The organism is Bifidobacterium biavatii DSM 23969 (genome assembly GCF_000741165.1).
Taxonomy (GTDB): Bacteria; Actinomycetota; Actinomycetes; order Actinomycetales; family Bifidobacteriaceae; genus Bifidobacterium; species Bifidobacterium biavatii.
Window position 1 is genome coordinate 39,235 of the sequence record NZ_JGYN01000019.1, and the last position, 21,843, is coordinate 61,077.

Annotated in this window: 36 protein-coding genes and 2 tRNA genes; 35 read left to right on the forward strand and 3 right to left on the reverse strand. The window is 61.8% G+C overall.

All coding sequences use genetic code 11. The annotated features are described in order from the left end of the window. Window positions 1-187 precede the first annotated feature (187 nt). Window positions 188-886 (reverse strand): hypothetical protein, encoded by a 699-nt coding sequence (locus BBIA_RS07075; protein ID WP_033494688.1) that lies wholly within the window; start codon window positions 884-886, stop codon window positions 188-190. A 305-nt stretch (window positions 887-1,191) separates the two neighbouring features. Here BBIA_RS07075 and BBIA_RS07080 point away from each other — a divergent pair. The 5 genes from BBIA_RS07080 (at window position 1,192) to BBIA_RS13825 (ending at window position 4,734) form a co-directional block, all read left to right on the forward strand. Further along, window positions 1,192-1,279: transfer RNA gene (locus BBIA_RS07080), tRNA-Leu, on the forward strand. 138 nt (window positions 1,280-1,417) lie between these two features. After that, a tRNA-Gly gene (locus tag BBIA_RS07085) sits at window positions 1,418-1,488 on the forward strand. 170 nt (window positions 1,489-1,658) lie between these two features. Then, window positions 1,659-2,867 carry a tyrosine-type recombinase/integrase gene (locus BBIA_RS07090; RefSeq protein WP_033496479.1) on the forward strand — a complete coding sequence of 403 codons (1,209 nt, stop codon included), beginning with the start codon at window positions 1,659-1,661 and terminating at the stop codon, window positions 2,865-2,867. 40 nt (window positions 2,868-2,907) lie between these two features. After that, a complete protein-coding gene (locus BBIA_RS07095) occupies window positions 2,908-3,177 on the forward strand; it encodes a hypothetical protein (RefSeq protein ID WP_033496482.1) in 270 nt (89 codons plus the stop codon). 201 nt (window positions 3,178-3,378) lie between these two features. Then, window positions 3,379-4,734, forward strand: a complete 1,356-nt coding sequence (locus BBIA_RS13825) for an exonuclease domain-containing protein (protein WP_160268268.1) — start codon at window positions 3,379-3,381, stop codon at window positions 4,732-4,734. 59 nt (window positions 4,735-4,793) lie between these two features. On the opposite strand, the gene BBIA_RS07105 is transcribed toward BBIA_RS13825, so the two are convergent. Then, complete coding sequence (locus BBIA_RS07105; RefSeq protein WP_051923876.1) at window positions 4,794-5,210, reverse strand: helix-turn-helix domain-containing protein; 417 nt, start codon at window positions 5,208-5,210, stop codon at window positions 4,794-4,796. Between the two features lie 92 nt (window positions 5,211-5,302). Here BBIA_RS07105 and BBIA_RS07110 point away from each other — a divergent pair, with 92 nt between their 5' ends. Then, window positions 5,303-5,557, forward strand: coding sequence for a helix-turn-helix transcriptional regulator (locus BBIA_RS07110; RefSeq protein ID WP_338010485.1), 255 nt, complete (start codon window positions 5,303-5,305; stop codon window positions 5,555-5,557). Window positions 5,558-5,562: 5 nt separating this feature from the next. Further along, the gene (locus BBIA_RS07115) at window positions 5,563-5,937 is read left to right on the forward strand and encodes a hypothetical protein (RefSeq protein ID WP_051923878.1); all 375 of its coding nucleotides are present in this window, start codon (window positions 5,563-5,565) and stop codon (window positions 5,935-5,937) included. A 4-nt stretch (window positions 5,938-5,941) separates the two neighbouring features. Here the strand turns inward: BBIA_RS07115 and BBIA_RS14425 are convergent, their stop codons facing one another. After that, window positions 5,942-6,199, reverse strand: a complete 258-nt coding sequence (locus tag BBIA_RS14425; RefSeq protein ID WP_033496484.1) for a hypothetical protein — start codon at window positions 6,197-6,199, stop codon at window positions 5,942-5,944. An 88-nt stretch (window positions 6,200-6,287) separates the two neighbouring features. Between BBIA_RS14425 and BBIA_RS14430 the strand changes: the two genes are divergently transcribed. From BBIA_RS14430 to BBIA_RS07280, 28 genes are all read left to right on the forward strand, one after another. Then, the gene (locus BBIA_RS14430; RefSeq protein ID WP_033496485.1) at window positions 6,288-6,590 is read left to right on the forward strand and encodes a helix-turn-helix domain-containing protein; all 303 of its coding nucleotides are present in this window, start codon (window positions 6,288-6,290) and stop codon (window positions 6,588-6,590) included. 13 nt (window positions 6,591-6,603) lie between these two features. Beyond that, the gene (locus tag BBIA_RS07130; protein WP_033496487.1) at window positions 6,604-6,783 is read left to right on the forward strand and encodes a hypothetical protein; all 180 of its coding nucleotides are present in this window, start codon (window positions 6,604-6,606) and stop codon (window positions 6,781-6,783) included. Further along, window positions 6,780-6,980, forward strand: coding sequence for a hypothetical protein (locus BBIA_RS07135; RefSeq protein WP_033496489.1), 201 nt, complete (start codon window positions 6,780-6,782; stop codon window positions 6,978-6,980). Before BBIA_RS07130 ends, BBIA_RS07135 begins: the two co-directional genes overlap by 4 nt. After that, window positions 6,973-7,296, forward strand: a complete 324-nt coding sequence (locus BBIA_RS07140) for a hypothetical protein (RefSeq protein WP_051923879.1) — start codon at window positions 6,973-6,975, stop codon at window positions 7,294-7,296. Before BBIA_RS07135 ends, BBIA_RS07140 begins: the two co-directional genes overlap by 8 nt. A 3-nt stretch (window positions 7,297-7,299) precedes the next feature. Further along, window positions 7,300-7,506: a hypothetical protein gene (locus tag BBIA_RS07145; RefSeq protein WP_033496491.1), complete on the forward strand. Its 207-nt coding sequence runs from the start codon at window positions 7,300-7,302 to the stop codon at window positions 7,504-7,506. A gap of 6 nt (window positions 7,507-7,512) precedes the next feature. After that, complete coding sequence (locus BBIA_RS07150) at window positions 7,513-7,980, forward strand: single-stranded DNA-binding protein (RefSeq protein WP_033496493.1); 468 nt, start codon at window positions 7,513-7,515, stop codon at window positions 7,978-7,980. 13 nt (window positions 7,981-7,993) lie between these two features. Then, window positions 7,994-8,659, forward strand: coding sequence for a hypothetical protein (locus tag BBIA_RS07155; protein WP_033496495.1), 666 nt, complete (start codon window positions 7,994-7,996; stop codon window positions 8,657-8,659). Then, complete coding sequence (locus BBIA_RS07160; protein WP_033496497.1) at window positions 8,656-9,063, forward strand: RusA family crossover junction endodeoxyribonuclease; 408 nt, start codon at window positions 8,656-8,658, stop codon at window positions 9,061-9,063. The genes BBIA_RS07155 and BBIA_RS07160 overlap by 4 nt, the downstream gene beginning before the upstream one ends. Further along, entirely contained in the window at window positions 9,060-9,182 is a 123-nt protein-coding gene (locus tag BBIA_RS15060) for a hypothetical protein (RefSeq protein ID WP_274518579.1), read from the forward strand. The genes BBIA_RS07160 and BBIA_RS15060 overlap by 4 nt, the downstream gene beginning before the upstream one ends. Then, complete coding sequence (locus BBIA_RS07165) at window positions 9,179-9,361, forward strand: hypothetical protein (protein ID WP_033496499.1); 183 nt, start codon at window positions 9,179-9,181, stop codon at window positions 9,359-9,361. The genes BBIA_RS15060 and BBIA_RS07165 overlap by 4 nt, the downstream gene beginning before the upstream one ends. A gap of 10 nt (window positions 9,362-9,371) precedes the next feature. Further along, window positions 9,372-9,659, forward strand: coding sequence for a hypothetical protein (locus BBIA_RS07170; protein ID WP_033496501.1), 288 nt, complete (start codon window positions 9,372-9,374; stop codon window positions 9,657-9,659). Next, window positions 9,656-9,910: a hypothetical protein gene (locus BBIA_RS07175; RefSeq protein ID WP_033496503.1), complete on the forward strand. Its 255-nt coding sequence runs from the start codon at window positions 9,656-9,658 to the stop codon at window positions 9,908-9,910. Before BBIA_RS07170 ends, BBIA_RS07175 begins: the two co-directional genes overlap by 4 nt. After that, the gene (locus BBIA_RS07180; protein WP_033496505.1) at window positions 9,898-10,098 is read left to right on the forward strand and encodes a helix-turn-helix domain-containing protein; all 201 of its coding nucleotides are present in this window, start codon (window positions 9,898-9,900) and stop codon (window positions 10,096-10,098) included. Before BBIA_RS07175 ends, BBIA_RS07180 begins: the two co-directional genes overlap by 13 nt. 7 nt (window positions 10,099-10,105) lie before the next feature. Then, complete coding sequence (locus tag BBIA_RS14255; protein WP_156103687.1) at window positions 10,106-11,719, forward strand: hypothetical protein; 1,614 nt, start codon at window positions 10,106-10,108, stop codon at window positions 11,717-11,719. Between the two features lie 193 nt (window positions 11,720-11,912). Then, window positions 11,913-12,302, forward strand: coding sequence for a DUF7694 domain-containing protein (locus BBIA_RS07210; protein WP_051923880.1), 390 nt, complete (start codon window positions 11,913-11,915; stop codon window positions 12,300-12,302). After that, entirely contained in the window at window positions 12,299-12,520 is a 222-nt protein-coding gene (locus BBIA_RS07215; protein ID WP_033496510.1) for a hypothetical protein, read from the forward strand. Before BBIA_RS07210 ends, BBIA_RS07215 begins: the two co-directional genes overlap by 4 nt. A gap of 247 nt (window positions 12,521-12,767) precedes the next feature. Continuing rightward, entirely contained in the window at window positions 12,768-12,995 is a 228-nt protein-coding gene (locus BBIA_RS07225; RefSeq protein WP_033496513.1) for a WhiB family transcriptional regulator, read from the forward strand. A gap of 60 nt (window positions 12,996-13,055) precedes the next feature. After that, window positions 13,056-13,817 (forward strand): MerR family transcriptional regulator, encoded by a 762-nt coding sequence (locus tag BBIA_RS07230; protein WP_033496515.1) that lies wholly within the window; start codon window positions 13,056-13,058, stop codon window positions 13,815-13,817. A 482-nt stretch (window positions 13,818-14,299) separates the two neighbouring features. Continuing rightward, window positions 14,300-14,647, forward strand: a complete 348-nt coding sequence (locus BBIA_RS07240; protein WP_152600672.1) for a hypothetical protein — start codon at window positions 14,300-14,302, stop codon at window positions 14,645-14,647. 169 nt (window positions 14,648-14,816) lie between these two features. Beyond that, entirely contained in the window at window positions 14,817-15,872 is a 1,056-nt protein-coding gene (locus BBIA_RS15100; protein ID WP_202962039.1) for a ParB N-terminal domain-containing protein, read from the forward strand. Next, window positions 15,869-16,114 (forward strand): DNA methyltransferase, encoded by a 246-nt coding sequence (locus tag BBIA_RS15105; protein WP_033496519.1) that lies wholly within the window; start codon window positions 15,869-15,871, stop codon window positions 16,112-16,114. Before BBIA_RS15100 ends, BBIA_RS15105 begins: the two co-directional genes overlap by 4 nt. Further along, complete coding sequence (locus BBIA_RS07255; RefSeq protein ID WP_033496521.1) at window positions 16,111-16,731, forward strand: terminase small subunit; 621 nt, start codon at window positions 16,111-16,113, stop codon at window positions 16,729-16,731. Before BBIA_RS15105 ends, BBIA_RS07255 begins: the two co-directional genes overlap by 4 nt. 19 nt (window positions 16,732-16,750) lie before the next feature. Continuing rightward, entirely contained in the window at window positions 16,751-17,506 is a 756-nt protein-coding gene (locus BBIA_RS13375; protein ID WP_051923881.1) for a hypothetical protein, read from the forward strand. After that, window positions 17,503-18,327 (forward strand): hypothetical protein, encoded by an 825-nt coding sequence (locus BBIA_RS13380; protein ID WP_051923882.1) that lies wholly within the window; start codon window positions 17,503-17,505, stop codon window positions 18,325-18,327. The genes BBIA_RS13375 and BBIA_RS13380 overlap by 4 nt, the downstream gene beginning before the upstream one ends. A 12-nt stretch (window positions 18,328-18,339) precedes the next feature. Next, window positions 18,340-18,561 carry a hypothetical protein gene (locus BBIA_RS14435; RefSeq protein WP_033496525.1) on the forward strand — a complete coding sequence of 74 codons (222 nt, stop codon included), beginning with the start codon at window positions 18,340-18,342 and terminating at the stop codon, window positions 18,559-18,561. Next, window positions 18,558-19,847 (forward strand): phage portal protein, encoded by a 1,290-nt coding sequence (locus BBIA_RS07270; protein ID WP_051923883.1) that lies wholly within the window; start codon window positions 18,558-18,560, stop codon window positions 19,845-19,847. The genes BBIA_RS14435 and BBIA_RS07270 overlap by 4 nt, the downstream gene beginning before the upstream one ends. Further along, a complete protein-coding gene (locus BBIA_RS07275; protein WP_051923884.1) occupies window positions 19,844-20,488 on the forward strand; it encodes an HK97 family phage prohead protease in 645 nt (214 codons plus the stop codon). Before BBIA_RS07270 ends, BBIA_RS07275 begins: the two co-directional genes overlap by 4 nt. A 23-nt stretch (window positions 20,489-20,511) precedes the next feature. Then, on the forward strand, window positions 20,512-21,759 hold the full coding sequence (locus BBIA_RS07280) for a phage major capsid protein (protein ID WP_033496526.1): 1,248 nt from the start codon (window positions 20,512-20,514) through the stop codon (window positions 21,757-21,759). The last annotated feature ends 84 nt before the right edge of the window (window positions 21,760-21,843 follow it).

Sequence of the window (21,843 nt, forward strand, 5' to 3'; positions counted from 1 at the left end):
ACTATACGACGGGTGCGGGACTTTCGTTTGCGGGACGGGATTCGTCGGCTTGTGCACGCGGCTTACGCACACGGACTATGCACGCGGCTTACGTACGTCGATCGCGCCGCAAACGATCATGCCACGATCACGACACGGCGATCGTACACAGCACAGTGCGCTCGTGATCGCACGCGCGCGACGCACGTCATACCGTCGTCAGCAGACCGCCGAACAGCACGATCAGCAGCGCGGCGGCCTCGATCGCAAAGAACATGATGAACGACGCCCAGCTGCGCGTGAGCACGCTCAGCGGCGAATCCTTGCGGATCAGGATCAGCAGGCCGACCCACAGCACCGCGTACGCGGCCACGCCGAACCCGGCGGCGATAATGCCGAGATTCGTCGCGTTCGCCAGCGGCGCTGCATCGCCGTACACGACGTACGTCGAATACCAGAAGTTGAGTTTGAGCAGGCTGAGACCGGCGATGAACTGCTCGGCAGCAAGCCCGATCACGAACACGATGCGCCACAGCCACGTCTTCGACTCGACCACGGCCATGCCGAGGCCGGTGAGCGTGACCAGCGTGACCGTCCATGCGAGGAACACGAGGCCGCGCTGGTCGAACACGCTCATGTGCGCAACCAGCCACGCGGTGCGCTGGACGGCCAGCATGCGGCCCAACCAATACGGCGCGATGATGGCGGCCAGCACAGCCGTCAGATACACGCCCCAATGCACCGGCTGGAACTTGCGCCGTTCGATGTCGGCCAGCGACAGGTCCGATTCGGGGATGGACGGGTCGGGATGACGGGAAACCTCGACCTCCTCGACCTTGCCGTCCACGATCTCCGTGGCCTCGTTCGTCTCGTTCTCCGCGTGCGACTCGTTGGTTGCGTTCGCCATGCACCAGCCCCGTTCATCATCGTCAAAGCGTTCCGGTCAATTCCGCGACCCATCTTAGCCCAAGCGTTCCGCAAAGCCGATTGGCTCCGGCATCCCGGCTCCGCCTCAGACGGAGCATTGGGCAACCTCGTATCCTTCGCCATCGCGGCGCGGCAACGCCCATCCGACCGATTCCTCCTCTCCGCTCGGCCGACCGTTCCCGCACGATGGCCCCGCCCGCGCATCCCGCATGCCACGCCGCGACACGTCGATTTGACGCATCGTCACTTCCCCGATACAGTATTCATTCGTCGCGTACGACACCTGTCCGGGTGGCGGAATGGTAGACGCGCTAGCTTGAGGTGCTAGTGCCTATTTTATACAGGCGTGTGGGTTCAAGTCCCATCTCGGACACCGGCAAGGCCCCGTGGAAACACGGGGCTTTTCGTATTTTCCGATTTCACCCGACGCAACGCTCTCCCGAATATTTCCTCACCGGACTTGCCTTTGGGAAGGGTCTGTGTATAATGGCTCAAGTCGTTAAACGGCACTGCGGATGTAGCTCAATGGTAGAGCCTCAGTCTTCCAAACTGATTACGCGGGTTCGATTCCCGTCATCCGCTCCCAGCTGAGAGGCCGGAAACCCAATGATTCCAAGGGTTTCCGGCCTTTCGCATTGAAGGGCCGGCATACCGTCGGAGTGCAAGATTTGGGGCAATAAAGCCCGATCGTGACCCCGATAGCATGACCTATAGCATGACCTCTAACGCACACGGAAAGAGGCCTGAAGCCCATGAACACCAAGGAAACGACACACCGCCGCCCCAAGGGATCCGGCAGCGAATGGAAAGACGCCAACGGCGTCTGGCACGCCCGCAAGGAAATCGCACCCAACCCCCAAACCGGCAAACGCCGCCTCGTCGAAGCCCGCGGCGCCACCAAAACCGCCGCACGCCAAAAACTCCAAGCCAAACTCGAAAAAATGCAACGCGAAGGAACCACACCCCTCACCAACACCCCCACCCTCGACGTATGGATCGACCGATGGCTCACCCAAACGGCCATGAACGTCAAACCCCGCACCCTCGAAACCTACCGATCCGACTGCAACGCCATCCGCCGCCAAATCGGCGGCATGAGACTCGACAAAATCACCCCCGGCGACATCGAACGCATGTGCGCCCAACTCAACCAAACCCGCAGCGGCAAAACCGTCCACAACCACTACATCCGCCTCCAACAAATCCTCAACGCCGCCGTCCGCGAACAACTCATCCCCACCAACCCCGCGCTCGCCGCCATGCCGCCCCGTTACGAGCCGAGGGAAACCCGGATCCTCGATCCCGGCCAGCCCCAGCAGGCCATCGAGGCCGCACGACGCCCCGCACACCGCAAATGGGACATGCTGCAGGACGACGACACCGACCGGGCCATGTGGGCCCTCATGTTCGACCTCGCATTCGAAACCGGTATGCGTCAGGGCGAACGCTTCGCGATCACCCCCGAAGAACTGGTCACCAAGGGTGGCGTCCACGGCATCCAGATCGACTGGGAGCTGCAGCGCCTCTCGCCGGACGCGGTAATCCCCAACTGGCTCGACGCCCGGCACCTGGAAGGACGATTCTGGCTACTGCCGCCGAAAAGCCGGCAGGGCCGCAGATTCATCCCCGTCAGCGAAAACACATGGATCCGATTACACGAACGGGCGGCCAAATGCGAGCCCAACGGCCTCCTGTTCACCAGACAAGGGCACCCGCTGACCAACAACGTCGAACGACTGCGCTGGCAACGAGCACTGGAAGACGCCGGCCTCCCATACGTCACCATGCGCGCCGCCCGCCACTTCTTCAGCACCCACCTCGCCGAAACCGGCGCGCCAGAAGACGCCCGCAAAGCCATGATGGGCCACGCCAAAATCACAACCACCGCCGGCTACACCCACTGGAGCCCCGAACGACTCGCCCAGCTCGCCGACCAAGCACGACAAGCCATCAACGCCTAAAATCAACACCAACACCCAAAACACCCAAAGGAGGGCCACAATGGCAAAACTCACCCCAGCACCAGGCGCACTCTTCGACGCCGGCAACTTCCGCCTCTACGACAACCGCATCGAAATCAACAAATACGGCCTACTCGGCGGCCTCAAAGGCTTCGACGTCATCTACTACAGCGACATCGCCAGCATCAAAGCCGGCAAAAAAGAACTCCAAATCAACCGCAACAACCTCAAAGGCCGCGTAACCCTCGAATTCAAGAAAAAAGAACAAACACAAGCAGCGCTCGCCATCATTAACGGCAATAAAGCCTGACGGCAGCATGAAGGCCCCGGCGCTTGCACTGCACCTCTTAGTGAGTGCTGTGACATTTTGTTAATTATTATCTCGTATGGAGTTTTCTGCTTTAGTATGGTCGGCTTGCGCGTTGATGTTGGTGCTGTTATAGGTGGTTTTACAGGGCTGTAGAATCTAGATTGGACATATTGATTTGGTTAAACCGCAACGATGGAGGGCATGATGCCGAGAGAGTATAAAGGGGCTAGCATACTGGCTAGCAAGGATGACTACGTATCTTTAGATCTCGAAACTACAGGATTTGATACCCGTCAAGACGACATTCTTGAAATTGGTGCGATCAGAGTCAGAGATGGAAAACCTGTTGAACGGTACGAGCAACTTGTCAATCCTGGATACGCGATACCGATTTTTATTACCAATCTCACTGGGATTAGCAACGATATGGTAAAAGATGCGCCGGTGCTTGCTGATGTTTTGCCTGTATTTCTTGACTGGTTGGGAGATGATCTCATTCTTGGTCACAATGTCAATTTTGATGTCAACTTTCTTTATGACAGTGCTGAAACTCTACTTGGCCGCAGTGTAAGCAATGATTTCATTGATACTTTACGGCTTGCTAGATATCTTTATCCAAAAGAACGGCATAATCGTCTTAGTGATCTCATCGTAAGATTTAATATTGCTGAAACGCAGTCACATCGGTCGATTGCTGATGTGGAGCAGACTGTCGCGTGTTATCAGTGGATGCTGCGGTATATGGCCGAGAATGGCATTTCTTTTCCTGATAAAGATGGGAGGCGATATAGCGACACTCCATTGTTTCGTGGTAAGGATCAGCTGCTTCGGGTAATGCCACAGGGTGATATCACCCCAGATCCGGCATTCGATGGGATGACATTCGTGTTTACTGGTGCGCTTAAGAAAATGACTCGTAGCAGTGCGCAACAGGCGGTGATTAACCTCGGCGGAATCAATGGGAAGACCGTTACTAAGGATACTAACTACCTTGTCACTGGTAGTACTGATTACAATGCGTCACTCAAGGGGGCTAAAAGTAGCAAATGGTTGAAGGCTGAAAAACTTCGGCTCGCTGGCCAAGACATCAACATCATCAGTGAAGATGTGTTCTATGACATGCTCGGTGATAGTGTATCGGTCATATCAATGGCTGCTGAGACAAGTAGTAACGATGGGGAATTGCGGAGTGCTAGCTCTCGGGCTAAGGGAACTGTTGTTAGTGAAGGCGCTGGTGGCTTCTTGAACGCTAAGACTAAGAAGAAGGAGTTAAAAGGCGATGAAACTGTCACCGTTGATTCCCATCCGTTGCAGCGACTTACACTTGAAGATTTTCCATTGGACGCGTCACTATGGGTGACGCTGAAGAATGTGGTTATAGACAATGAGCCTCAGATTAGTGTCACTATCAATGGTTCGGTTCGAGTTGGGAGGATTCCCGAGATACTACGTGAAAAATATGCGGCAATGATTCCGTCGAAAGATGCTGTTGCTGCAGCGACTGTCGCTATCGATGAAAACGGAAATCGTTGTTTACGATTGTCGTTACCGGAATGATCACAGTTGATGGTTAATTGATGTGTCCCGACGCTCATTGGCGAGCGCCGGGACGTTTTTTAGTTGTTGGTTCTCATGGAGTTCTCGGCCTTGATCTGGTTAGCCCATGAGTCGATGTCTATATCGTCGTTGCCTTGGCGAAGCAGATTGCGGGCTGCGTTGATGTCTCGATTATTGGTTCGCTCGGGGGCAAGCTCGGAAGAGAGGTAATCTTCGACGACTCCCTCATCTTGGGTGAGGCGTTCGGCGTCCGCGATGATGGAGGAAAGTGGCATGCGTAGGGCGTCGGCTATCTTCCGTAGTTGTTCGTAGTCTGCCACGGTGTTGAGTTCGAGGATTCTACGGAGGGTGCCGTAAGGCACGCCTGATTCTTCGGCCAGTGATCGTGTTCGGATGTTTCGCACGGCCATGGCTCTCTTGATTGCGATTGAGAGCGTCTTCGATTCAATCGTTGCGGTCTTCTTTCCTGTTGGCATATGAGTCATTTTACTTATTTATGAGGCAAATTGGTTTCATATGAGACACGCCGAGTTTTGAGTAACGCACCTTGCGTCATAACATGTTTCATATGAAACAAAAGTTGCTTGATCAAAAACATCTAGGGATTGCAATAAAGCAAGTCCTCGCGGAGGTGAACATGACGCAGACCGCGCTCGCCGACCAAGCCGGCATACCTCGCAATACATTGAACCGGAAGATCAACGTCGGGATCTTCAACTTTGACGAATTAAGGCGCATCGCCTACGCAGTCCAGCGCCCGCTTTCTTCGATCGTCGCGGCGGCGGAACGTCTTGACTCCGCCGAGTACGACGATGTGAGGTGATTGCGATGGCGAATCGAACGCTTGTTTTCTTCAATCACGAGGAAGGGGCTCGACCCCTGCACTGCGAGGCGCGCGCCGGGCGGATCATTCTGACCCTGCGCGATCTCGACCACGACGGGAACGGCGCGACGCGGATCCTGCCATTGGAACAGGCCGCGGTGCTGGCCGACGCGATCGGCCACCGCTGGCATTGGATCGGCAAGACCGCCAACAAGGGCGGGATCGCCGTAAGCGTCACCATTGACGCGACCGTCCTGCGCTTCCTCGACACCACCGGCTCCGGCCACATCACCCTCAGCCTCGACCAGGCCGCCAAACTCGCCGACTGGATCAAAACCCACACCACCCCGGCGCTCGCCGCCGGCAAGGAGACGCGATGAACGGTTATGAGACGGCGCGCAGCGCCTCATTGAGCGTACGCCCCGGATCGAGGCCGAACAGGATGCACAGGTTGCAGTACTCGTCCACGGTGGGCGTGCCGTGCAGTCCCGCCATGAGGTCGGCGACCCGCGGATGCGTCACGCCGATCGCCTTGGCGACCGCCCGGTTCGACGGCCGGGGATCTCGCCCGTCCCACGCTTTGCCGATGAGCCGCATGAGCTCGCGGTCGAGTTCCGTCCATTCCCGTCCATTAGTGGCCATGGAGGCAATCGTACAGATGGAAAGACTTTTTTCCAACAATACGGCAAGCCAGCTTGACTCTTTGGTAAAGAGCTTTACCATTGAGGATATGGAAAAGATTTCTACCACCCTCACGGCGGGGCAAATCGCGATCGAAACCATCGCCCGGCTCGCCGGCGCCAAAGGAGTCACCCGCGAAACCCTCGCCAAACAACTCGGCATCACGCGACAAACCGTCACCAGCCGATTCCGCACGCGCAGCATGAGCCTCGACGACTACATCGACACCTGCCGCGCCCTCGACCTCAACCCGGCCGAAATCCTCGACCGAGCCACCAAACTCGCCACCCCAACCTTGCCGGCCGTCATCAAGGAGGCCCTGCAAGGCGACCGACCCTTCGCCGTTTTCTAAAGGAGCACCAGCAATGAGCGCACTCGACATCATCACCCACAAGAACCGCCTCGACGCGACCGTCCGCATCCTCCTACCCGGCGGCGGCCGACCCGGAGGCAACACCATCACCCTGGTCGAATCCCTCGGCAGCCTCAAACAGTGGCGAGACGAACTCGACCGTGTCATCACCCGCCTGGAGGACCAGCAATGAACACCAAACCACTCCTCGCCATCAGCGCGCTCGCCGCGCTCGCATGGCTGCTCACCCACACCGGCTGCGCCCACCCGATCACCAACCTGCTCGCCCTCGCCGCATACACGATCGCCGGCAGCCTCCTGCTCCTGCCCAACGCGACCGCCTGGTTCACCACCAGCCTGAAAAGCCTAGGAGATGACGACAATGAGTGACACCACCTCGATCCTCGAACGCACCGCGCTCGCCGGCTGCCTGCCGCCGTATTCGGCCGCAGCCAAGGAAATGCGCCGCGACCTGCGCGCCGACGGGGTGAACGTCACCCTGAACAACGTGCCCCTGCACAATCGCGAGGCATGGACCCTGCACGAGGCCGCGAAAGTGTGGAGCGTGGACTATCACGCGCTCCTCGTCGCGGCGAACTCCGGCCTGCTGATCACCTTCCGCCCGCTGACCAGACGGGGCACGAAAAGCTGGCGTCGCGTGACCCGCAAGGCCATGGAAGAATATCTCGGCCGGTTCGAGGAATAACCGGTGGGATACGACATGCTGATCATTCTCACCGTCTATTGCGCCGTTGCCGGCGTGGTCCTAATCCTGGCCGGCACAGTCCGAGCGTCCGCGATCCTGCTGCTCGCCGGATTCTGCTGCCTGCTCGGCGCAACGATCCTCGGCGCGCTCGCCTACGAATACGACGACAACCCCGACGACGACCATCATCACGATCACAAGGAGGAATAACGCCTTATGGCAAAGGATCCCAGCACCGCCACCATTCGCGGCCGGCTCGCCGCCGACCCGGAACTGCGCTCCACCGGCAACGGGGTGAGCGTGGTCACGCTGCGCCTGCTCTCGTCCGGCTGGGAGAAGGACACGGCCGGCAATCCGGTCGACGTGACCCCCACCAGCTGGCGGTGCGAGGCATGGCGCGACCTGGCCGACCACATCGCCCAAACGTTCCGCAAGGGCGACCAGGTCATCGCCAGCGTCCGCCCCAAGACCAGCACCTACCAGCGTGACGACGGATCGACCGCATGGTCGACCGTCTGGCTGATCGACGACATCGGTCCCAGCCTGCAACGCGCCACCGCAAGCATCCAACGCATCCAACGGGCCGCCGGTCCGCGCCACGCCCCGACGGCGCAGCAGCAGGCGCCGGCCGACCCGTACGCCGCCCAATATGCGGCACAGGACCCCAACGACCCCTGGAACTAAAGGACACACGCTCATGACCGCAGCGAAATACAGCGACGGCGACCTTAACAACCTCTACCGGATCGCCGTCACCGAAGGCGTCGACAAACTCGAGCACGGCGAAAAAATCGCGCTCATCCGCTGGTGCAAGCGCACCAACCATCCCGTCCCCAACATGAAAACCACCCCCAACACCGTGAAACCCATCGTGAAACCCAAGGAGCACCCCGCCATGCCCGCCACCGTCGAAACCACCGCCCCCGCAACACCGCCCGCCACGCCCAGCGAATACTTCACCGCGCTCGGCTTCACCGAAGTCAACACCAGCAACGGCAAGGCCGGGTTCATGACCGAGGAAACCGCCGAAGACATGATCCTGCTCAAAGCCGTCCGCTTCGTCGACGACTGGCCCGACGACATCGAAACCGACAGTCCCAAGCCGGAAACCCGGTGGACCAAACCCGCCCAGGCCCTCGTCCGCTTCTCCGGACGCATCGGCATCATCGCCGACGACCTCGACCGGCGCGCCGCGATGAGCGTCCGCCGCCGCATCAACCACAACACCCTCGCCACCTTCAAAAACGCCGCCCCCACCGGCACCTGGCACAGCGAAATCGCCCCCGACCACCACCATCCCGGTCGATGGATCGTCCTCGCCCAACACCAGGCCGCCAAAACCACCGGCAAAACCCGACGATGACCACGCACACCATCACCATCACCATCCCCAAGGCCCTGTGGAAAAACGACAACGGCTCGCACGGCAACTGGTACGCGCACAACCGGCTCATGCAACAGCTCAAACGACTCGGCTGGGCCGCCGCCGTCAACTGGCGCAGCCAACACGACCAGCTCGCCTTCGACCACTGCCGTCTCGACGTCTACGTCCGCTACCCGCCCCGCGGACGAGCTCGCGCCGACCCCAGCAACGCCGACAACGTAGGAAAGCCCATCATCGACGGATTCACCAAAGCCGGCCTGTGGCCCGACGACAACTGGCACCACGTCGAAGGCCCCTTCTACCGCATGAGCCCCAACACCGCGCCACCCGGACAGCACATCCTCGAATTCCACATCACACCAACCGAAAGGACAACCCAATGAGCAAGCACAAGCACCGCCGCCAAACCATCGAACACCAACGCCAAAAAGCACGCCGCCGACGCCGCCCCCACACCACCAACCCCACCATTCGCGACTACAGCAAGGATCCCCTCGAATGAAAGTCGCCGCGCTCACCAGAACCGACCGCACCATCGGCCTCACCCTCACCAACATCGACTGGACCGCCCAAAGCATCCGCAACGGCGACCAGCGTCTCACCCTCATCCTCGACAAAACCGACCTACCCGACCTCGTCCAGGCGTGCGCCGACGCGTTGGACCCTGACAAGGAGCAGTGACCCGTTTCAAGTGAACGATTATCTGGAACTCAGCATCGACGCGCACCGGCACGGTTTGATCATCCACGCGATCGCGACCGTCACCGACTCGCAGACCGGCCGGCGCCTCATGCCCGCCCTGCACGCGACCGGCCTGACCCGGCGCGGGATCGTCGACCGTCTCACGCCCGTCGCGCTCGGCACGCTCTGGGCGCAGCGGCGCCATCACGGCGAATACGTGCCCCACGCCGAGCAGGTCGACCGGTACATCGCCCAAGCGGCCGCCTACTGGTCTGAGCATGATTGGAACGAGCAATGACGGCATCCAACACCACCAGTCGGCAGGCCCGTCGCCGGTGGGCCGCCGACTGCGTGCAGCTTGACCTGACCGGCAGCCAATTCGACCACGCGCTCACCCTGCTCAACACGATCCGAGACCGTGGCGCCAGCGAAGACGTGCTCGAAGACCTCACCCTCGCGATCGGCCACCTGCGTCAGGCGCGCAGGGCCGTCAGCGACGCCAGCCGTCATTTGTGGCCGCTCACCGGGGAGGACTCATGGCACGCCTGAAACTCACCCGCACCATGCAGGACCTCCTGATCAGTATGCTCAACCGGCAGGAATACCCCGTCGACCGCAACAACGGCCGCACCTTCCAAGCCCTGGAAGAACGCGGCCTCATCCACCCCGACTTCTACGACCAATGGCATCTGACCGACGAAGGCCACCAGGTCGCCCTCAAACTCCTCAAAAAGTGAGACCACCATGAGCAACAAGGCAATGCAATGGGCCATGTACGAGGCACCCACCGACCTCGACCCCATCGAATTCAAACTCCTCATGATCATCGCCGACAACGTCGACTCCGACGGGCGCGGCTTCGGCAAAAGCATCGACACGATCATCGAACTGTTCCGCACGCCCATCAGCCGCCGCACCATCATCGACCGGCTCGGCCGACTGCGCGCCAAAGGCGTCATCCGCTACGGCGACCAACGCCTCCTCGCCTACCTGCCCGCCAACCGACGCCCCAAGGTCTACGACCTCGCCATCGACACCACCACGGAACCCGAGCCCGTCGCGCCGAGCGCGGCATCGAACGCGAGCGACACCGAATCCAGGGGTGCAGCATATGCACCCCAAAACGACGACGACGATTCAACGGCCGACCCGACCCCCGTCAGGGGTGCAGCTGACGTGCAGCAGGGGTGCAACAGGGGTGCAGCTGGGGTGCACGCATACGTGCACACAAATCAACATGAATCCTATGAATCATTAGAGAGTAGAGAGAGTACGCGCGCCCGCAACGAAAAAACCACGACCACCACCAGCAGCGCCGACGACGGCGCCGGCGACGACGTCGAGGATCCCGTAACCCGCCTCCTCGCCCTCACCCCCGACCCAACCCACCTCCAGATCGCCACCCAAACCGGCCAAGACGCCGCCTACGAGCTCGCCAAATACCAAGACGCCTGTCTCGCCAACGGCCGCATCCCCAAGGATCCCGCCGCCGGCTTCCGCAACTGGCTCCGCCGCGCCACCAACCACCCAACCACCACGACACCACCCCCAACCCCACGCCACGCCCATGACCCGAGACCAGCAACTCAACGCCAGCACCGACAGGATCCTCGCCAACAGCACCATCCTCAACAGCCTCCTGCCCACCCCCGAAACCCGCGCCCAATGGCGGCCAAGCCTCAAACAAGCGCTCGCCGACGGGCTCGCCCCGGCCGAAGCGGTCGCCATGGTCGCCAGCGCGATCCGCCTCAACCGCGAAGACCTGCCGGGAGAGGACTTCTAATGGGCGGGATCGTGCAGGCCACCATCGACTGGCACACCGCCAGCCCCACGCAGCTCGACGGCCGCCGCTGCATCATCACCACCACCAACGGCACCATCATCGACGGCCACCTCAAAGCCCACCCGCCCACCAACAGCACCTACGCCACCACCCGCTTCACCCTCGACGACACCGAACAACACCTACAAGGCTTCCACATCCTCAGCATCGACGCCCGCCACCACACCAGGATCCTCCAACCACACATCCGAACCCTCACCATCACCGAAGGAGTCAAACCAATGAGCATCATCGACCAGGAAATCACCCGCCAACACGACAACGACCCCACCTACCTCGACAGCGACCTGCAAAACGCATGGGCCCAAGGCTACAAAGCCTGCTCCCGCCGCACCCCCACCGACCAGGAAATCGAAGTCGCCGCCCGCCGCCTCCACGAACTCGACTGCACCCGCAACGGCCTCCTCCTCGACACCGACGCCGCCTGGAACACCATGCTCCCCGGCAACAAAGCCATCTACCGCCTCACCGCCAAAACCATCATCACCACCGCACAACAAACCGCACTCCAATGACCATCCAAATCATCACCCACATCTACCGCTTCACCTGCGACCAATGCGCCACCACCCACCAATGCTTCGCCCCCAACCTCAACGAAGCATGGCACAAAGCCCGAAAACACGGCTGGCGCCACCAATACGGCCACACCTACTGCAGCAAACAATGCGCCCAAACCCTCACCCTCCTCTAACCGAAAGCCAACCAATGACCAACCCCACCACCATCATCAAATCCCGCCACATGAAAGAACTCCCCGTCCCCGACGCCTACACCGCACTCGCCGCCATCAACGGCATCAACGCACCCATCCGCCAATGGCAATCCCGCGACTACCTCGCCGCCCTCTACCACGACCGCAACGGCCACACCCGCCTCAGCATCAACCGCATCCAACGCGACAAACGCACCAACGAATGGAAAGACGGCATCACCTGGGACGAACTCCAACGCATCAAACAAGAAACCCTCGGCAACGTCTGGGCCGTCGAAATCTACCCACCCGAACCCGACCTCGTCAACATCCACAACATCCGCCACCTCTGGATCCTCCCACAACCACCCACCTACGCCTGGCACAACAAGGAACAAGCATGAGCACCAAAACCGAACTCTCCATCCAATCACACACACGCAACGACCCAGACGCAGGCCTCCGACTCAACCTCACCACCGACGACCCAATCCACGGCCGAAAACTCATGTGCTGGCCAAACACCACCAACCCATTCCCAATCGACTGGAACGACGCCGAACTCCTCTGGCGCTGGCTCGGCCTCACCCTCAACAAACCCATCCCGGAGAACGAACAATGAACCAAACCACATTAGCCAAACGCATCATCACATTAGTTTGCGCCGGATTTTACATTAGTGCGCTCGCCGGCTGCGGACAGACGGTATCCGAAGACGGACAGGGACAGATCGACTGCGCCGACCAGGGAGCCGGATACGCCCTGTGCTCATACAAGGTCCCGATTGGCGAAACCAGATACGTCACCTGCGTGGAGGGCGCCCACAGCCTGTCCTGCGATTGGGCGCACGCAGACGGAGCCGACCCGCAATGACCACCGACGACTGGTGGACCAAAGCCGCATGCCAAGGCGAAGACACCGAAATCTTCTTCCCCCAAACCCCCGCCCAAGAACGCGCCGCCAAAGCCATCTGCAACACCTGCCCCGTCAAAACCCAATGCGGCCACTACGCAGCCACCCACACCATCTACGGCTACCCAATCACCGGCATCTGGGGAGGAAAACACCGAGGCACCACCACCAAAACCACGACATAATACAAACGGGCCTGATGCCAACCGATAGAACACGACAGAACACGACAACCAAGGAGCATCATGACCCACACCCACCCCTGCCCAACCTGCAACCAACCCATCACCAACCCCCACACCATCTGCAAACAATGCACCTGGCAATACCAAACCGACTGCACCCAACTCGCCGCCCTCACACCAGACCTCACCCTCATCACCACCAAACAAGCCAACCCCAACCCACACCACAACAGCGCTCGCGGCAATCAGGGCGTGGCGCCGCTGCCGTTGCGCACGGATGCGTTCGACCTGCAGTCCAGGATCCGCGAGTACGCGGTCAACGCGAGCCTGCTGCTGGGACTCAAGCCGGGGGAGTCGGACGATGTGGCCGTGATGCTTCGCGCGATCGCCGCGCTGCATGACGTCGACAGGTCGCCGGTGGCGCCGCAGCTGGCGGCCACGGCCCGCGAGCTGGCCGGCGAGGTGTGGGCAATGTTCGAGCCGCGAGAGCCGCGCACGTTCGCCGGACACTGCCCGGCCTGCAACGCGGGGATCTACGCGCCGCTCGCGTCGAAAGCCGCCTACTGCAGCCAATGCGGCCAGCTCGTGGATCTTACGTGGCTGCGCGAGGAAACACTGCGCCGGCTACGCTCCAGCCGGACGACCAAGACCGCGGGCGAATTGAGCGAATGGCTCACTAGCTGGGGACTCAAGGTATCGAAGCGCACCATCCAACGCTGGGCGCAGGAAGGCAAGATCGTCGTCGGCCCCGAGGACGCCAACGGCCGACGCACCTACCAGATCGGCAGCATCATCAAACGCTTCGACGCCGGCGACCTCTAAACGCGACACGCCGATGCCCCTAGAAGAAAACGATTTGGCGCGGTACACATGATACAGATGGCCTGCGGTGTAGATGGGTGGGGCCATCTAGCAGGCAAAGTCCCGTAATCCTCACGGATCGCGGGGCTTTCTTGTATCCACGGAGGTGTTCACATCAGCGGCAAGCGCACCCACTCAAGGGCATTCGGCAAACTCAAGAAAGCTTTCTTCGAGGAAGGCCAACGGCTCGACGCGGCAGGCGACCCGGCAGCGGACTGCTGGATCTGTCACAAGCGCATCGACTACAGCGTCCCGCCCGGCACCACCGACCTCAGCCACGAACTCGACCACTACTATCCGGTCAGTGAATACCCCGAACTGCAAGAGGATCCCGCAGGCTTCAGACACAGCCACCGCAAATGCAACCGCGAGCGCGGTGATGGTCAGCCGAAGCTGGACATGGGTGACGTGATTCCCGCGTGGTGGTGATCTTGAAGGAGGACATGATGGACAACGATTCGAGCGTATGCGCCAGGCTGGCAATGATGCTTGATGAGAATCCGTCGTGTCGCGTGCTGATCCTCGGCCGGTACATGCCGCCGGTTCGCTCCGCGTACAATACGGTGCGTCATCGGGCGGGCAAGGCGAGGCTTAGGCAGACGCTGGCTGGCTCGAATCACCTGCGCTCGTCGAATGATGCGGGCGGTCGGCTGGAAGCGTACGCGCCGATCGGTTTGGCGCGTGGATTGAAGGTCGATGCGGTCCTCTACGTGGGTGCCGGCGACGAGCACACGAGTCTGGTGCTCGAGGGGTTCGCCGCCGGCGGCGCGATCGTGTATCACATTCTCTGATTTCGGCGTCGGGTAGGGGCGTTCGGATTTGCTGACGGCCTCGGCCGGACCACCCACCGTGCCCGAGTTTTTCTCTCTCCCCGGCCTTTTTGCCACCCCATCGCGCGCGTGCGCTTGGGGCTGGTTTTTCCTCGTTTTTTCGCTGGTTTTCCTTGGGAAGGAGGCGTAAATGGTCGAGCTTCAGACCGAATCGTTCCCGATTGACGCGCTGACCCCGTATCATCGCAATCCGCGGCGCGGCAATGTGGCCAAGATCACGGAAAGCCTGAAGGCGAGGGGCCAGTACAAGCCGATCGTCGTCAACAAGGGCTCCAAGACTGGCATCCCGAACGAGATTCTGGCCGGCAACCATACCTGGCAGGCGGCCAAGAGCCTCGGCTGGACCACCATTCAGGCCGTCACCGTTGACCTCGACGCCGACCAGGCCGCGCAGATCGTCGTGGCGGACAATCGGCTCGCCGATCTCGGCGGATACGATGCGGCGGCGCTCGCCGAGGTGCTGTCGGGCATCGAAGCGCCGACCGTGGGCACCGGGTACGAGGCGGACGACATCGCCGAGATCATCGCGGCGGCGAAACCGTCTCCTACGGAGTTGAAGGATCCCGACGACGTGCCGGCCACGCCGCGCAAGCCGTTCACCCAGGCCGGTCAGATCTGGAAGCTGGGCGACAGTCTCCTCGTGGTCGGCTCCAGCACCGACGAACAGCTCGTTACCAAAGCCGTGGGCATGATCGGACAGCCCTCCTGCATCTGGACCGATCCGCCGTACGGCGTCGCCTACAAAGGCTTCACCAAGGATCGCCTCACCATTCAGAACGACGCCGATCCGGGGCAGGCGGTCGACATCACCCGCCAGGCGTTTCAGATCGCCACCAGGATCTGCAAGCCCGGCTGCCCGTTTTATATGGCCTTTCCCGATGACTTGCGTATCCAATTCCAGCAGGCCGTCGAATCCGTTGGTCTGCGCTGGCGGCAAACCCTGATCTGGGTCAAGGACATGTTCACCCTCGGCCACTCCGACTACCAGCGGCAGACTGAAACCATTGCCGCCGGCACTTTGCCGGACGAGCCGCTCGACGAATACGAGCCGATCGGCTACGGCTTCACCGCAGGGGGGGGGGTGGACGGCTTGGCCGAGGCAGCAAACACTGGCGAGGCGACAACAAACAGTCAAACGTATTTCATTTCCCCAAGCCGAACGCCAGCAGGGAGCATCCCACGATGAAACCCGTTGAACTCATCCAGAGCATGCTCAAGAACAGCTGCAGGCCAGGCGGCATCGTCTACGACCCATTCGCCGGCAGCGGCTCCACCCTCATCGCCGCCCACGGCCTACGTATGAAAGCCCTCATTGTCGAACTCGACCCGAAATACGCTGATATGATCTGCCGACGATTCCAGGAATACACAGGCACCCTCCCCGAACTCGACGGCCAACCCCACGACTTCACCAAGGACAACCCATGACCGCCGAATCCGACGACAAGGCCCTCGGCCTCTTCCTCGCCGCAGTACCCATCGAAAAAATCAAAACTCAAATGGGCTACCGGTCCACCACCAGCGCGAACGCCGCGATCACCCGAGCGCTCAAAGCCGCGCAATCCGGCAAAAACCCCGACACCGCACGCGCCACCGAAATCGAACGACTCGACAGCCTCTACCGGCAGATCTACCCGCTCGCCCTCCAACAGGATTCCAAAGCCATCGACCAATGCCTCAAGATCAGCGAACAACGACTCCGCCTCCTCGACGCGCCCGCCAAAGCGCAGAAGGGACTGCTCAAAGCCTACGAGGACACCGTCAAGGCGCTCGCCGGCAACATCGAGCCGGAGGACAAGGCGGTGGTGCAGACCGGGCGCATGATCGCCAGTCAGATCGACTACGCCGTCACCCACGGCATCGGGCAGGAGGTCACCAAGGCGCTCTACCTGGTGCCGCATCTGATGAACGTGCTACAGGCGTTAGGAGCCACGCCGGAGGCCCGCCGGCAGCTGCAGGACTATGCGGGGGAGACGAGGGAGGCCAAGAAGGCCGAGCCGGTGGACGAGCTCACCGCGTTCCGGTTGAAACGTTTCGGCACATAGCTAGGGGAGGTGCAGGGTCATGGCAAAGCACCATGGTCGCACCGAACCGAGAATCTGGACGCGGCCGTTGCGCGAACTCACCCCGGACACGTCGCTCGGCTACGAGGTCATCGACTTCGCCGAACAGATCCTCCGCGTCCATCTCTACCCGTGGCAGCGATGGCTGCTCATCCACGCGCTCGAACTCCTCGACGACGGCGTCACCTACCGGTTCCGCCGCATCATCGTGCTGGTCGCCCGGCAGAACGGCAAGACCATGCTCGCCAGCGTGCTCGCCGCCTGGTGGCTGTTCGTCGACTCAGTGCGGCACCCCGACCGCGTGCCCCCGTTGAAGTTCAAGATCGTCGGCACCGCCCAGAACCTCGACATCGCCCGCGAACCATGGACGGCCGTCAAGACATGGTGCGAGAACGATCCGAAAACCGAGGAAGAACAGGAAGTGGCGATCCCGACCCTGCAGCGGGCCACGGCCAAGGTCAGCGACACCAACGGCAAGGAATACATCAAAGCGCGCAGTCTCGCGCACTACGAGATCCGCGCCGCCAAGAACGCGCGAGGCAAGCCGGCCGCGCGCGTCATCCTCGACGAGCTGCGCGAACAGACCACATGGGACGCGTGGAAGGCATTGTCCCCGACGACGCTGTCCTTCTGGAACGGACAACTGTGGGGCATCAGCAACGCCGGCGACGCCAGAAGCGTGGTCCTCGCTGACCAGCGGGCCGCCGCCATCGAATTCATCCAGGACTGGCGGCGCAAGGTCGAATCCGGCTCATGACCGCCGAACAGTACAAGGACGGGCACGACTGCTCCATCGGCCTGTTCGAATGGAGCGCGCCGGACGACTGCGCGAAGGACGACGTCGCCGCGATCCTGCAGGCCAACCCGTCCATCGGCTACGGCGCGCAAACCGTCGAAAACGTGCTCGCCGAAATGGTCGGCAGCCCCGACGCCGACTATCGGACCGAACATCTGTGCCAATGGGTCACGGCCAAGATCGACAGCTACATCGACGTCAACGATTGGAACGAGTGCATGGCAAAACCATTCGAAGTGCGCATCCCCTACGGGGCGCGCACCGTATGGGGGCTCGACGTGAGCGTCGACCGATCGTACACGTGGATCGCCGCCGCCGTGTTCGACGAGGACAACCGGCCCGTGGTCAGCCTGCGCGAACACCGCAAGGGCCTCATGTGGGTGCCCGACTACATGAAACAGCTCGCCGAGGAATCCGGCATGTGGGAGGTCGCCATCCAATCCAAGGGATGCCCGGCCATGGAATTCATCGAACCGCTCGCCAAACTCGGCTTCACCGTCCACGAGGTCGACGGCAGCCACATCGGCCTCGCCACCGGCCGCCTGCGCGACCGGGTACGCGAACGACGGCTCGTCCACGCGCCGCAGCCCCTCGTCGACACGGCCATCGAAGGCGGCGTCACCAAGGTCATCGCCGAAAACGAGGCGTGGGACCGCCGCCGGTCGCTCGTCGACATCAGCGGCGTCGCCGCCATCACCGTCGCTCTGTGGGCGCTCGAAACCTGCGAGCCGCCCAAACCGGAGAAAAGCGCCTACGAGGTCTACGACTTCGCCGGCTTCTGAAAGGAGACGCCAATGTACTTCACCAAGCATCCGCTGCGCCGGCTCGTCGGACGACGTATCATCGCGGCCACCCAGGCCATCACCCTGCGCGGCACGCTCGCCGCCTACTCCACCGGATGGCTCGAAATCAAGGACGCCGAAGCCGTCGACCATCTCGCCGGGGCGACCAAGGCCGACGGGATCATCCTCCTGCCGGAGGACCGGATCGACTACATCCAGGCGGTGAACCAGTGAGCCTCTACTTCGAAAGCAACGGCCGGCTCAACGACTGGGCCGCCTCCAACAACATCGAAATAGTCGACGCCGGACAACCGCTGCTCAGCTACGACGCGGAAACCGACGGGCACGGCGTCAAAAGCCACCCGTTGCGCGAAGTCACCGACTTCATCGCCCGCATGATCAGCAGCCTGCCGCTCAAGGTCTACCGGCGTATGCCGGACGGCGGCAGGGAACGCGTCCGCGACGGCACGCTTGCCGCGCTCGTCGCCAACCCCAGCGGCAACCCCGCCATACCGCCGTCCCAATTCTGGTACGCGCTCATCCAGGACGGGCTCCTCGCCGACCGCTACCTCGCGATCTTTGAGCAAACCCCAGCCAACGGGCTTCGTCTGCGACGTATCCCCGTCCGCCGGTGGCGGCCGCTCGTCGACGACCTCGACGAGCCGATCGGCGCGAAGGTGTGGATCGACGAGACCCAACCCGTCAAACTCGACATCCGCACGGACGGCCTGATCATGAGCGTCGGCTACGCGTTCGCCTCCGGCAAGGGAGAACCCAAACGCCGCCGGCTCCGGCAGATCCTCGACGAATACGACGCCAGCCTCGAATACCGGGCCGAAATCAACAAGCACGGGATCCGCGCGCCATTGGTCATCACCCGCGACAAGGAATGGTCCAGCCCCCAAGCGCGCGACCGGTTCCTGTCCGGCATGAAGAACTTCACCCGTGGCGGCGGATCCGGCGGCGGAGGCTTCCTTCTGGAGGACGGCATGAAGGCCGAGGTGGTCGCCGGCTTCAAACCCATCGACGTGGACGACCTCAACGCGCGTGACAAGGTCAAGATCGACGTGGCCAACGCGTACGGGATCCCGCCCGAAATCATCGGCATCAGGGAAGGAAACTTCTCCAACCTCGCCGCGTTCAAGCAAATGCTGTACGGCACCTACCTCGACCCGTACATCGTCCAGCTCGAACAGACCATCAACCTGTGCCTGCGCGACCGCCTGCAGTCCTACGACAAGGGCCTCTACCTCGAGTTCGACCGCGACGCCCAGCTGCGCGGCGACCCGGCCGCCCAGATCCAGTCGCTCGTCTCCGCCACGGGCCGGCCGATCTACACCACCAACGAGGCGCGCGAACTCATGAACAAACCCAAGATCGACGGCGGCGACGGCATCGTCACCCCGCTCAACGTGCTCGTCGGCGGGCAAACCAGCCCCAACGACGGCCAAACCGAAAGCCGCGGCAACGCCACCCTCGACGACGCCAACGATACCAACCAGGAAGGAGACACCGAATGATTCTGACCAAAACCATTCGCACGCCGGTCAAAGCGAAAACCGCCACCGGCGAAACGGGCGAGGAAACCGTCGGATTCGAAGGCTACGCCAGCGTGTTCGACAACATCGACCTCGGCGGCGACAAGATCGTCAAGGGCGCTTTCGCCGACACGCTCAAAGAACGCTACCCGGACCACGGCAAAGGCGTGCCCGTCTACTGGAACCACGAAACCAGCGACCCGTTCAAGAACCTCGGCATGACCGACACCGCCGAAGAGGACAACCACGGGCTCAAGGTCACCGGCACAATCGACACCAGCACCGACGTCGGCCAGCAGGTCGCCAAACTCCTCAAGGAAGGACGCGTCGGACAAATGAGCTTCGCCTACGACGTCAAAGAAGGCGCATGGGTCGACGGCAAACGCAACGACGACGGCAGCTACACGCCCGGCTACTACGAGCTGCGCAACCTCGACCTGTACGAGGTAAGCATCTGCCCCATCGGCATGAACCAATCCACCGAAGTCAGCGCCAAAACCGCCGTGCTCGGCCTCAAACCCGACGAACAGCCCGCCAAGCGGGCCGCCGAACCGCACGACGCCACCACCACCCCGCATCTGGACACGGCCGACCGCCGCCTCCGACTGCTCACCATCCAATAACCCCCCAACCGAAAGGAACAACAGTGAACATCCAGGACGAAATCAACAAGCACGTCAAGATGGCGCAGGACATCCTCGCCAAAGCCCGCGCCGAAGGCCGCGACCTGACCGCCGACGAACAGACCGCCTTCGACCAGCACGCCTCCGAAGCCGAAAACCTCAAGACCGTGCTCGCCAAGGCCACCGAGAACACGCGTCGCATCGACGCGCTGTTCAAGACCGGCGACATCACCGCCGGTGAGGCCGACAACGACGCCGAGGACGCGCCGGGCCGTGATCTCGGCCAGCGCTTCACCGCCGGCAAGGCGTACGAGCAGTGGCACAAGAACGCCGACACGTTCGGCGTGGGCGGCGACATCCGTATCGCCAAGACCCCGGTCGGCAGCCTCGCCGAATACTACCAGTCCAAGGCCGGCAACGCGATCGGCACGCAGATCGGCCAGCCGCAGAACGTGCGCATGCCCGCCGTCGACCTGGTCAACCGTCCCGCCGTCACCCTGCTCGACTACATCAGCCGCGGCACCACCAGCGGCGACTTCGAATACCTGCAGATCACCAGCGTGACCCGCAACACCGGCATCGTGCCCGAGAACACCGGCGACGACGCGACCGACACCATCAAACCGCAGTCCACGTTCACGACCAACCTCGAAACCGCGAAGGTCTACCAGTACGCGGACGGCTACACCGTCACCAACCAGCTGCTGCAGGACGACCAGGCCATGGCCAGCTTCCTGCAGAGCGAATTCGACTACAGCTTCGGCCTCAAGCTCGCCGACACGCTGCTCAACGGCAGCGGCACCAACGGCCAGCCCAAGGGCCTGCTCAACACCACCGGCGTGCAGGCCGGCGAATGGGACAAGGCGGACGACGAGGCGCGCAACATCGTCATCGCGATCCGCAAGAGCCTGACCAAGCTGCGCAACGTCGGCGCGTCCGCCAACGCGATCCTCATCAACCCCGAGGACGCCGAGAAGATCGACCTCATGCAGGACGTCAACAAGCGGTTCATGGGCAACGGCCCGTTCTCCGTCGGCCCGACCACCGTGTGGAGCCGCCCGCTCGTCGAATGCGACCAGATCGAACCCGGCAAGATCATCGTCGGCGACTTCAAGCAGCTCGCCCTGCTCGACCGCAGCGGCCTGAGCGTCGAGGCGTTCAACCAGCACAAGGACTACGCCGCCCGCAACCTCACCTACGTGCGCGCCGAACTGCGCGCCGCCCAGGTCGTCTGGCGTCCCGCGTTCTTCGTCGTCCTGGAAGGCAAGTGAGCCATGGGCGTCGACATGAGAATCATCAACGGCGTGCGCTACCGCCCCGAGGACGCGCCCGCCCAGCCCGAACCGGCCGACAGG

Bases quoted from the DNA above. Each gene is read 5' to 3' on its own strand.
- BBIA_RS07075 (WP_033494688.1), bottom strand. From the start codon at position 886: ATGGCGAACGCAACCAACGAGTCGCACGCGGAGAACGAGACGAACGAG.
- BBIA_RS07090 (WP_033496479.1), top strand. From the start codon at position 1,659: ATGAACACCAAGGAAACGACACACCGCCGCCCCAAGGGATCCGGCAGC.
- BBIA_RS07095 (WP_033496482.1), top strand. From the start codon at position 2,908: ATGGCAAAACTCACCCCAGCACCAGGCGCACTCTTCGACGCCGGCAAC.
- BBIA_RS13825 (WP_160268268.1), top strand. From the start codon at position 3,379: ATGATGCCGAGAGAGTATAAAGGGGCTAGCATACTGGCTAGCAAGGAT.
- BBIA_RS07105 (WP_051923876.1), bottom strand. From the start codon at position 5,210: ATGCCAACAGGAAAGAAGACCGCAACGATTGAATCGAAGACGCTCTCA.
- BBIA_RS07110 (WP_338010485.1), top strand. From the start codon at position 5,303: ATGAAACAAAAGTTGCTTGATCAAAAACATCTAGGGATTGCAATAAAG.
- BBIA_RS07115 (WP_051923878.1), top strand. From the start codon at position 5,563: ATGGCGAATCGAACGCTTGTTTTCTTCAATCACGAGGAAGGGGCTCGA.
- BBIA_RS14425 (WP_033496484.1), bottom strand. From the start codon at position 6,199: ATGGCCACTAATGGACGGGAATGGACGGAACTCGACCGCGAGCTCATG.
- BBIA_RS14430 (WP_033496485.1), top strand. From the start codon at position 6,288: ATGGAAAAGATTTCTACCACCCTCACGGCGGGGCAAATCGCGATCGAA.
- BBIA_RS07130 (WP_033496487.1), top strand. From the start codon at position 6,604: ATGAGCGCACTCGACATCATCACCCACAAGAACCGCCTCGACGCGACC.
- BBIA_RS07135 (WP_033496489.1), top strand. From the start codon at position 6,780: ATGAACACCAAACCACTCCTCGCCATCAGCGCGCTCGCCGCGCTCGCA.
- BBIA_RS07140 (WP_051923879.1), top strand. From the start codon at position 6,973: ATGAGTGACACCACCTCGATCCTCGAACGCACCGCGCTCGCCGGCTGC.
- BBIA_RS07150 (WP_033496493.1), top strand. From the start codon at position 7,513: ATGGCAAAGGATCCCAGCACCGCCACCATTCGCGGCCGGCTCGCCGCC.
- BBIA_RS07155 (WP_033496495.1), top strand. From the start codon at position 7,994: ATGACCGCAGCGAAATACAGCGACGGCGACCTTAACAACCTCTACCGG.
- BBIA_RS07160 (WP_033496497.1), top strand. From the start codon at position 8,656: ATGACCACGCACACCATCACCATCACCATCCCCAAGGCCCTGTGGAAA.
- BBIA_RS15060 (WP_274518579.1), top strand. From the start codon at position 9,060: ATGAGCAAGCACAAGCACCGCCGCCAAACCATCGAACACCAACGCCAA.
- BBIA_RS07165 (WP_033496499.1), top strand. From the start codon at position 9,179: ATGAAAGTCGCCGCGCTCACCAGAACCGACCGCACCATCGGCCTCACC.
- BBIA_RS07175 (WP_033496503.1), top strand. From the start codon at position 9,656: ATGACGGCATCCAACACCACCAGTCGGCAGGCCCGTCGCCGGTGGGCC.
- BBIA_RS07180 (WP_033496505.1), top strand. From the start codon at position 9,898: ATGGCACGCCTGAAACTCACCCGCACCATGCAGGACCTCCTGATCAGT.
- BBIA_RS14255 (WP_156103687.1), top strand. From the start codon at position 10,106: ATGAGCAACAAGGCAATGCAATGGGCCATGTACGAGGCACCCACCGAC.
- BBIA_RS07210 (WP_051923880.1), top strand. From the start codon at position 11,913: ATGACCAACCCCACCACCATCATCAAATCCCGCCACATGAAAGAACTC.
- BBIA_RS07215 (WP_033496510.1), top strand. From the start codon at position 12,299: ATGAGCACCAAAACCGAACTCTCCATCCAATCACACACACGCAACGAC.
- BBIA_RS07225 (WP_033496513.1), top strand. From the start codon at position 12,768: ATGACCACCGACGACTGGTGGACCAAAGCCGCATGCCAAGGCGAAGAC.
- BBIA_RS07230 (WP_033496515.1), top strand. From the start codon at position 13,056: ATGACCCACACCCACCCCTGCCCAACCTGCAACCAACCCATCACCAAC.
- BBIA_RS07240 (WP_152600672.1), top strand. From the start codon at position 14,300: ATGATGGACAACGATTCGAGCGTATGCGCCAGGCTGGCAATGATGCTT.
- BBIA_RS15100 (WP_202962039.1), top strand. From the start codon at position 14,817: ATGGTCGAGCTTCAGACCGAATCGTTCCCGATTGACGCGCTGACCCCG.
- BBIA_RS15105 (WP_033496519.1), top strand. From the start codon at position 15,869: ATGAAACCCGTTGAACTCATCCAGAGCATGCTCAAGAACAGCTGCAGG.
- BBIA_RS07255 (WP_033496521.1), top strand. From the start codon at position 16,111: ATGACCGCCGAATCCGACGACAAGGCCCTCGGCCTCTTCCTCGCCGCA.
- BBIA_RS13375 (WP_051923881.1), top strand. From the start codon at position 16,751: ATGGCAAAGCACCATGGTCGCACCGAACCGAGAATCTGGACGCGGCCG.
- BBIA_RS13380 (WP_051923882.1), top strand. From the start codon at position 17,503: ATGACCGCCGAACAGTACAAGGACGGGCACGACTGCTCCATCGGCCTG.
- BBIA_RS14435 (WP_033496525.1), top strand. From the start codon at position 18,340: ATGTACTTCACCAAGCATCCGCTGCGCCGGCTCGTCGGACGACGTATC.
- BBIA_RS07275 (WP_051923884.1), top strand. From the start codon at position 19,844: ATGATTCTGACCAAAACCATTCGCACGCCGGTCAAAGCGAAAACCGCC.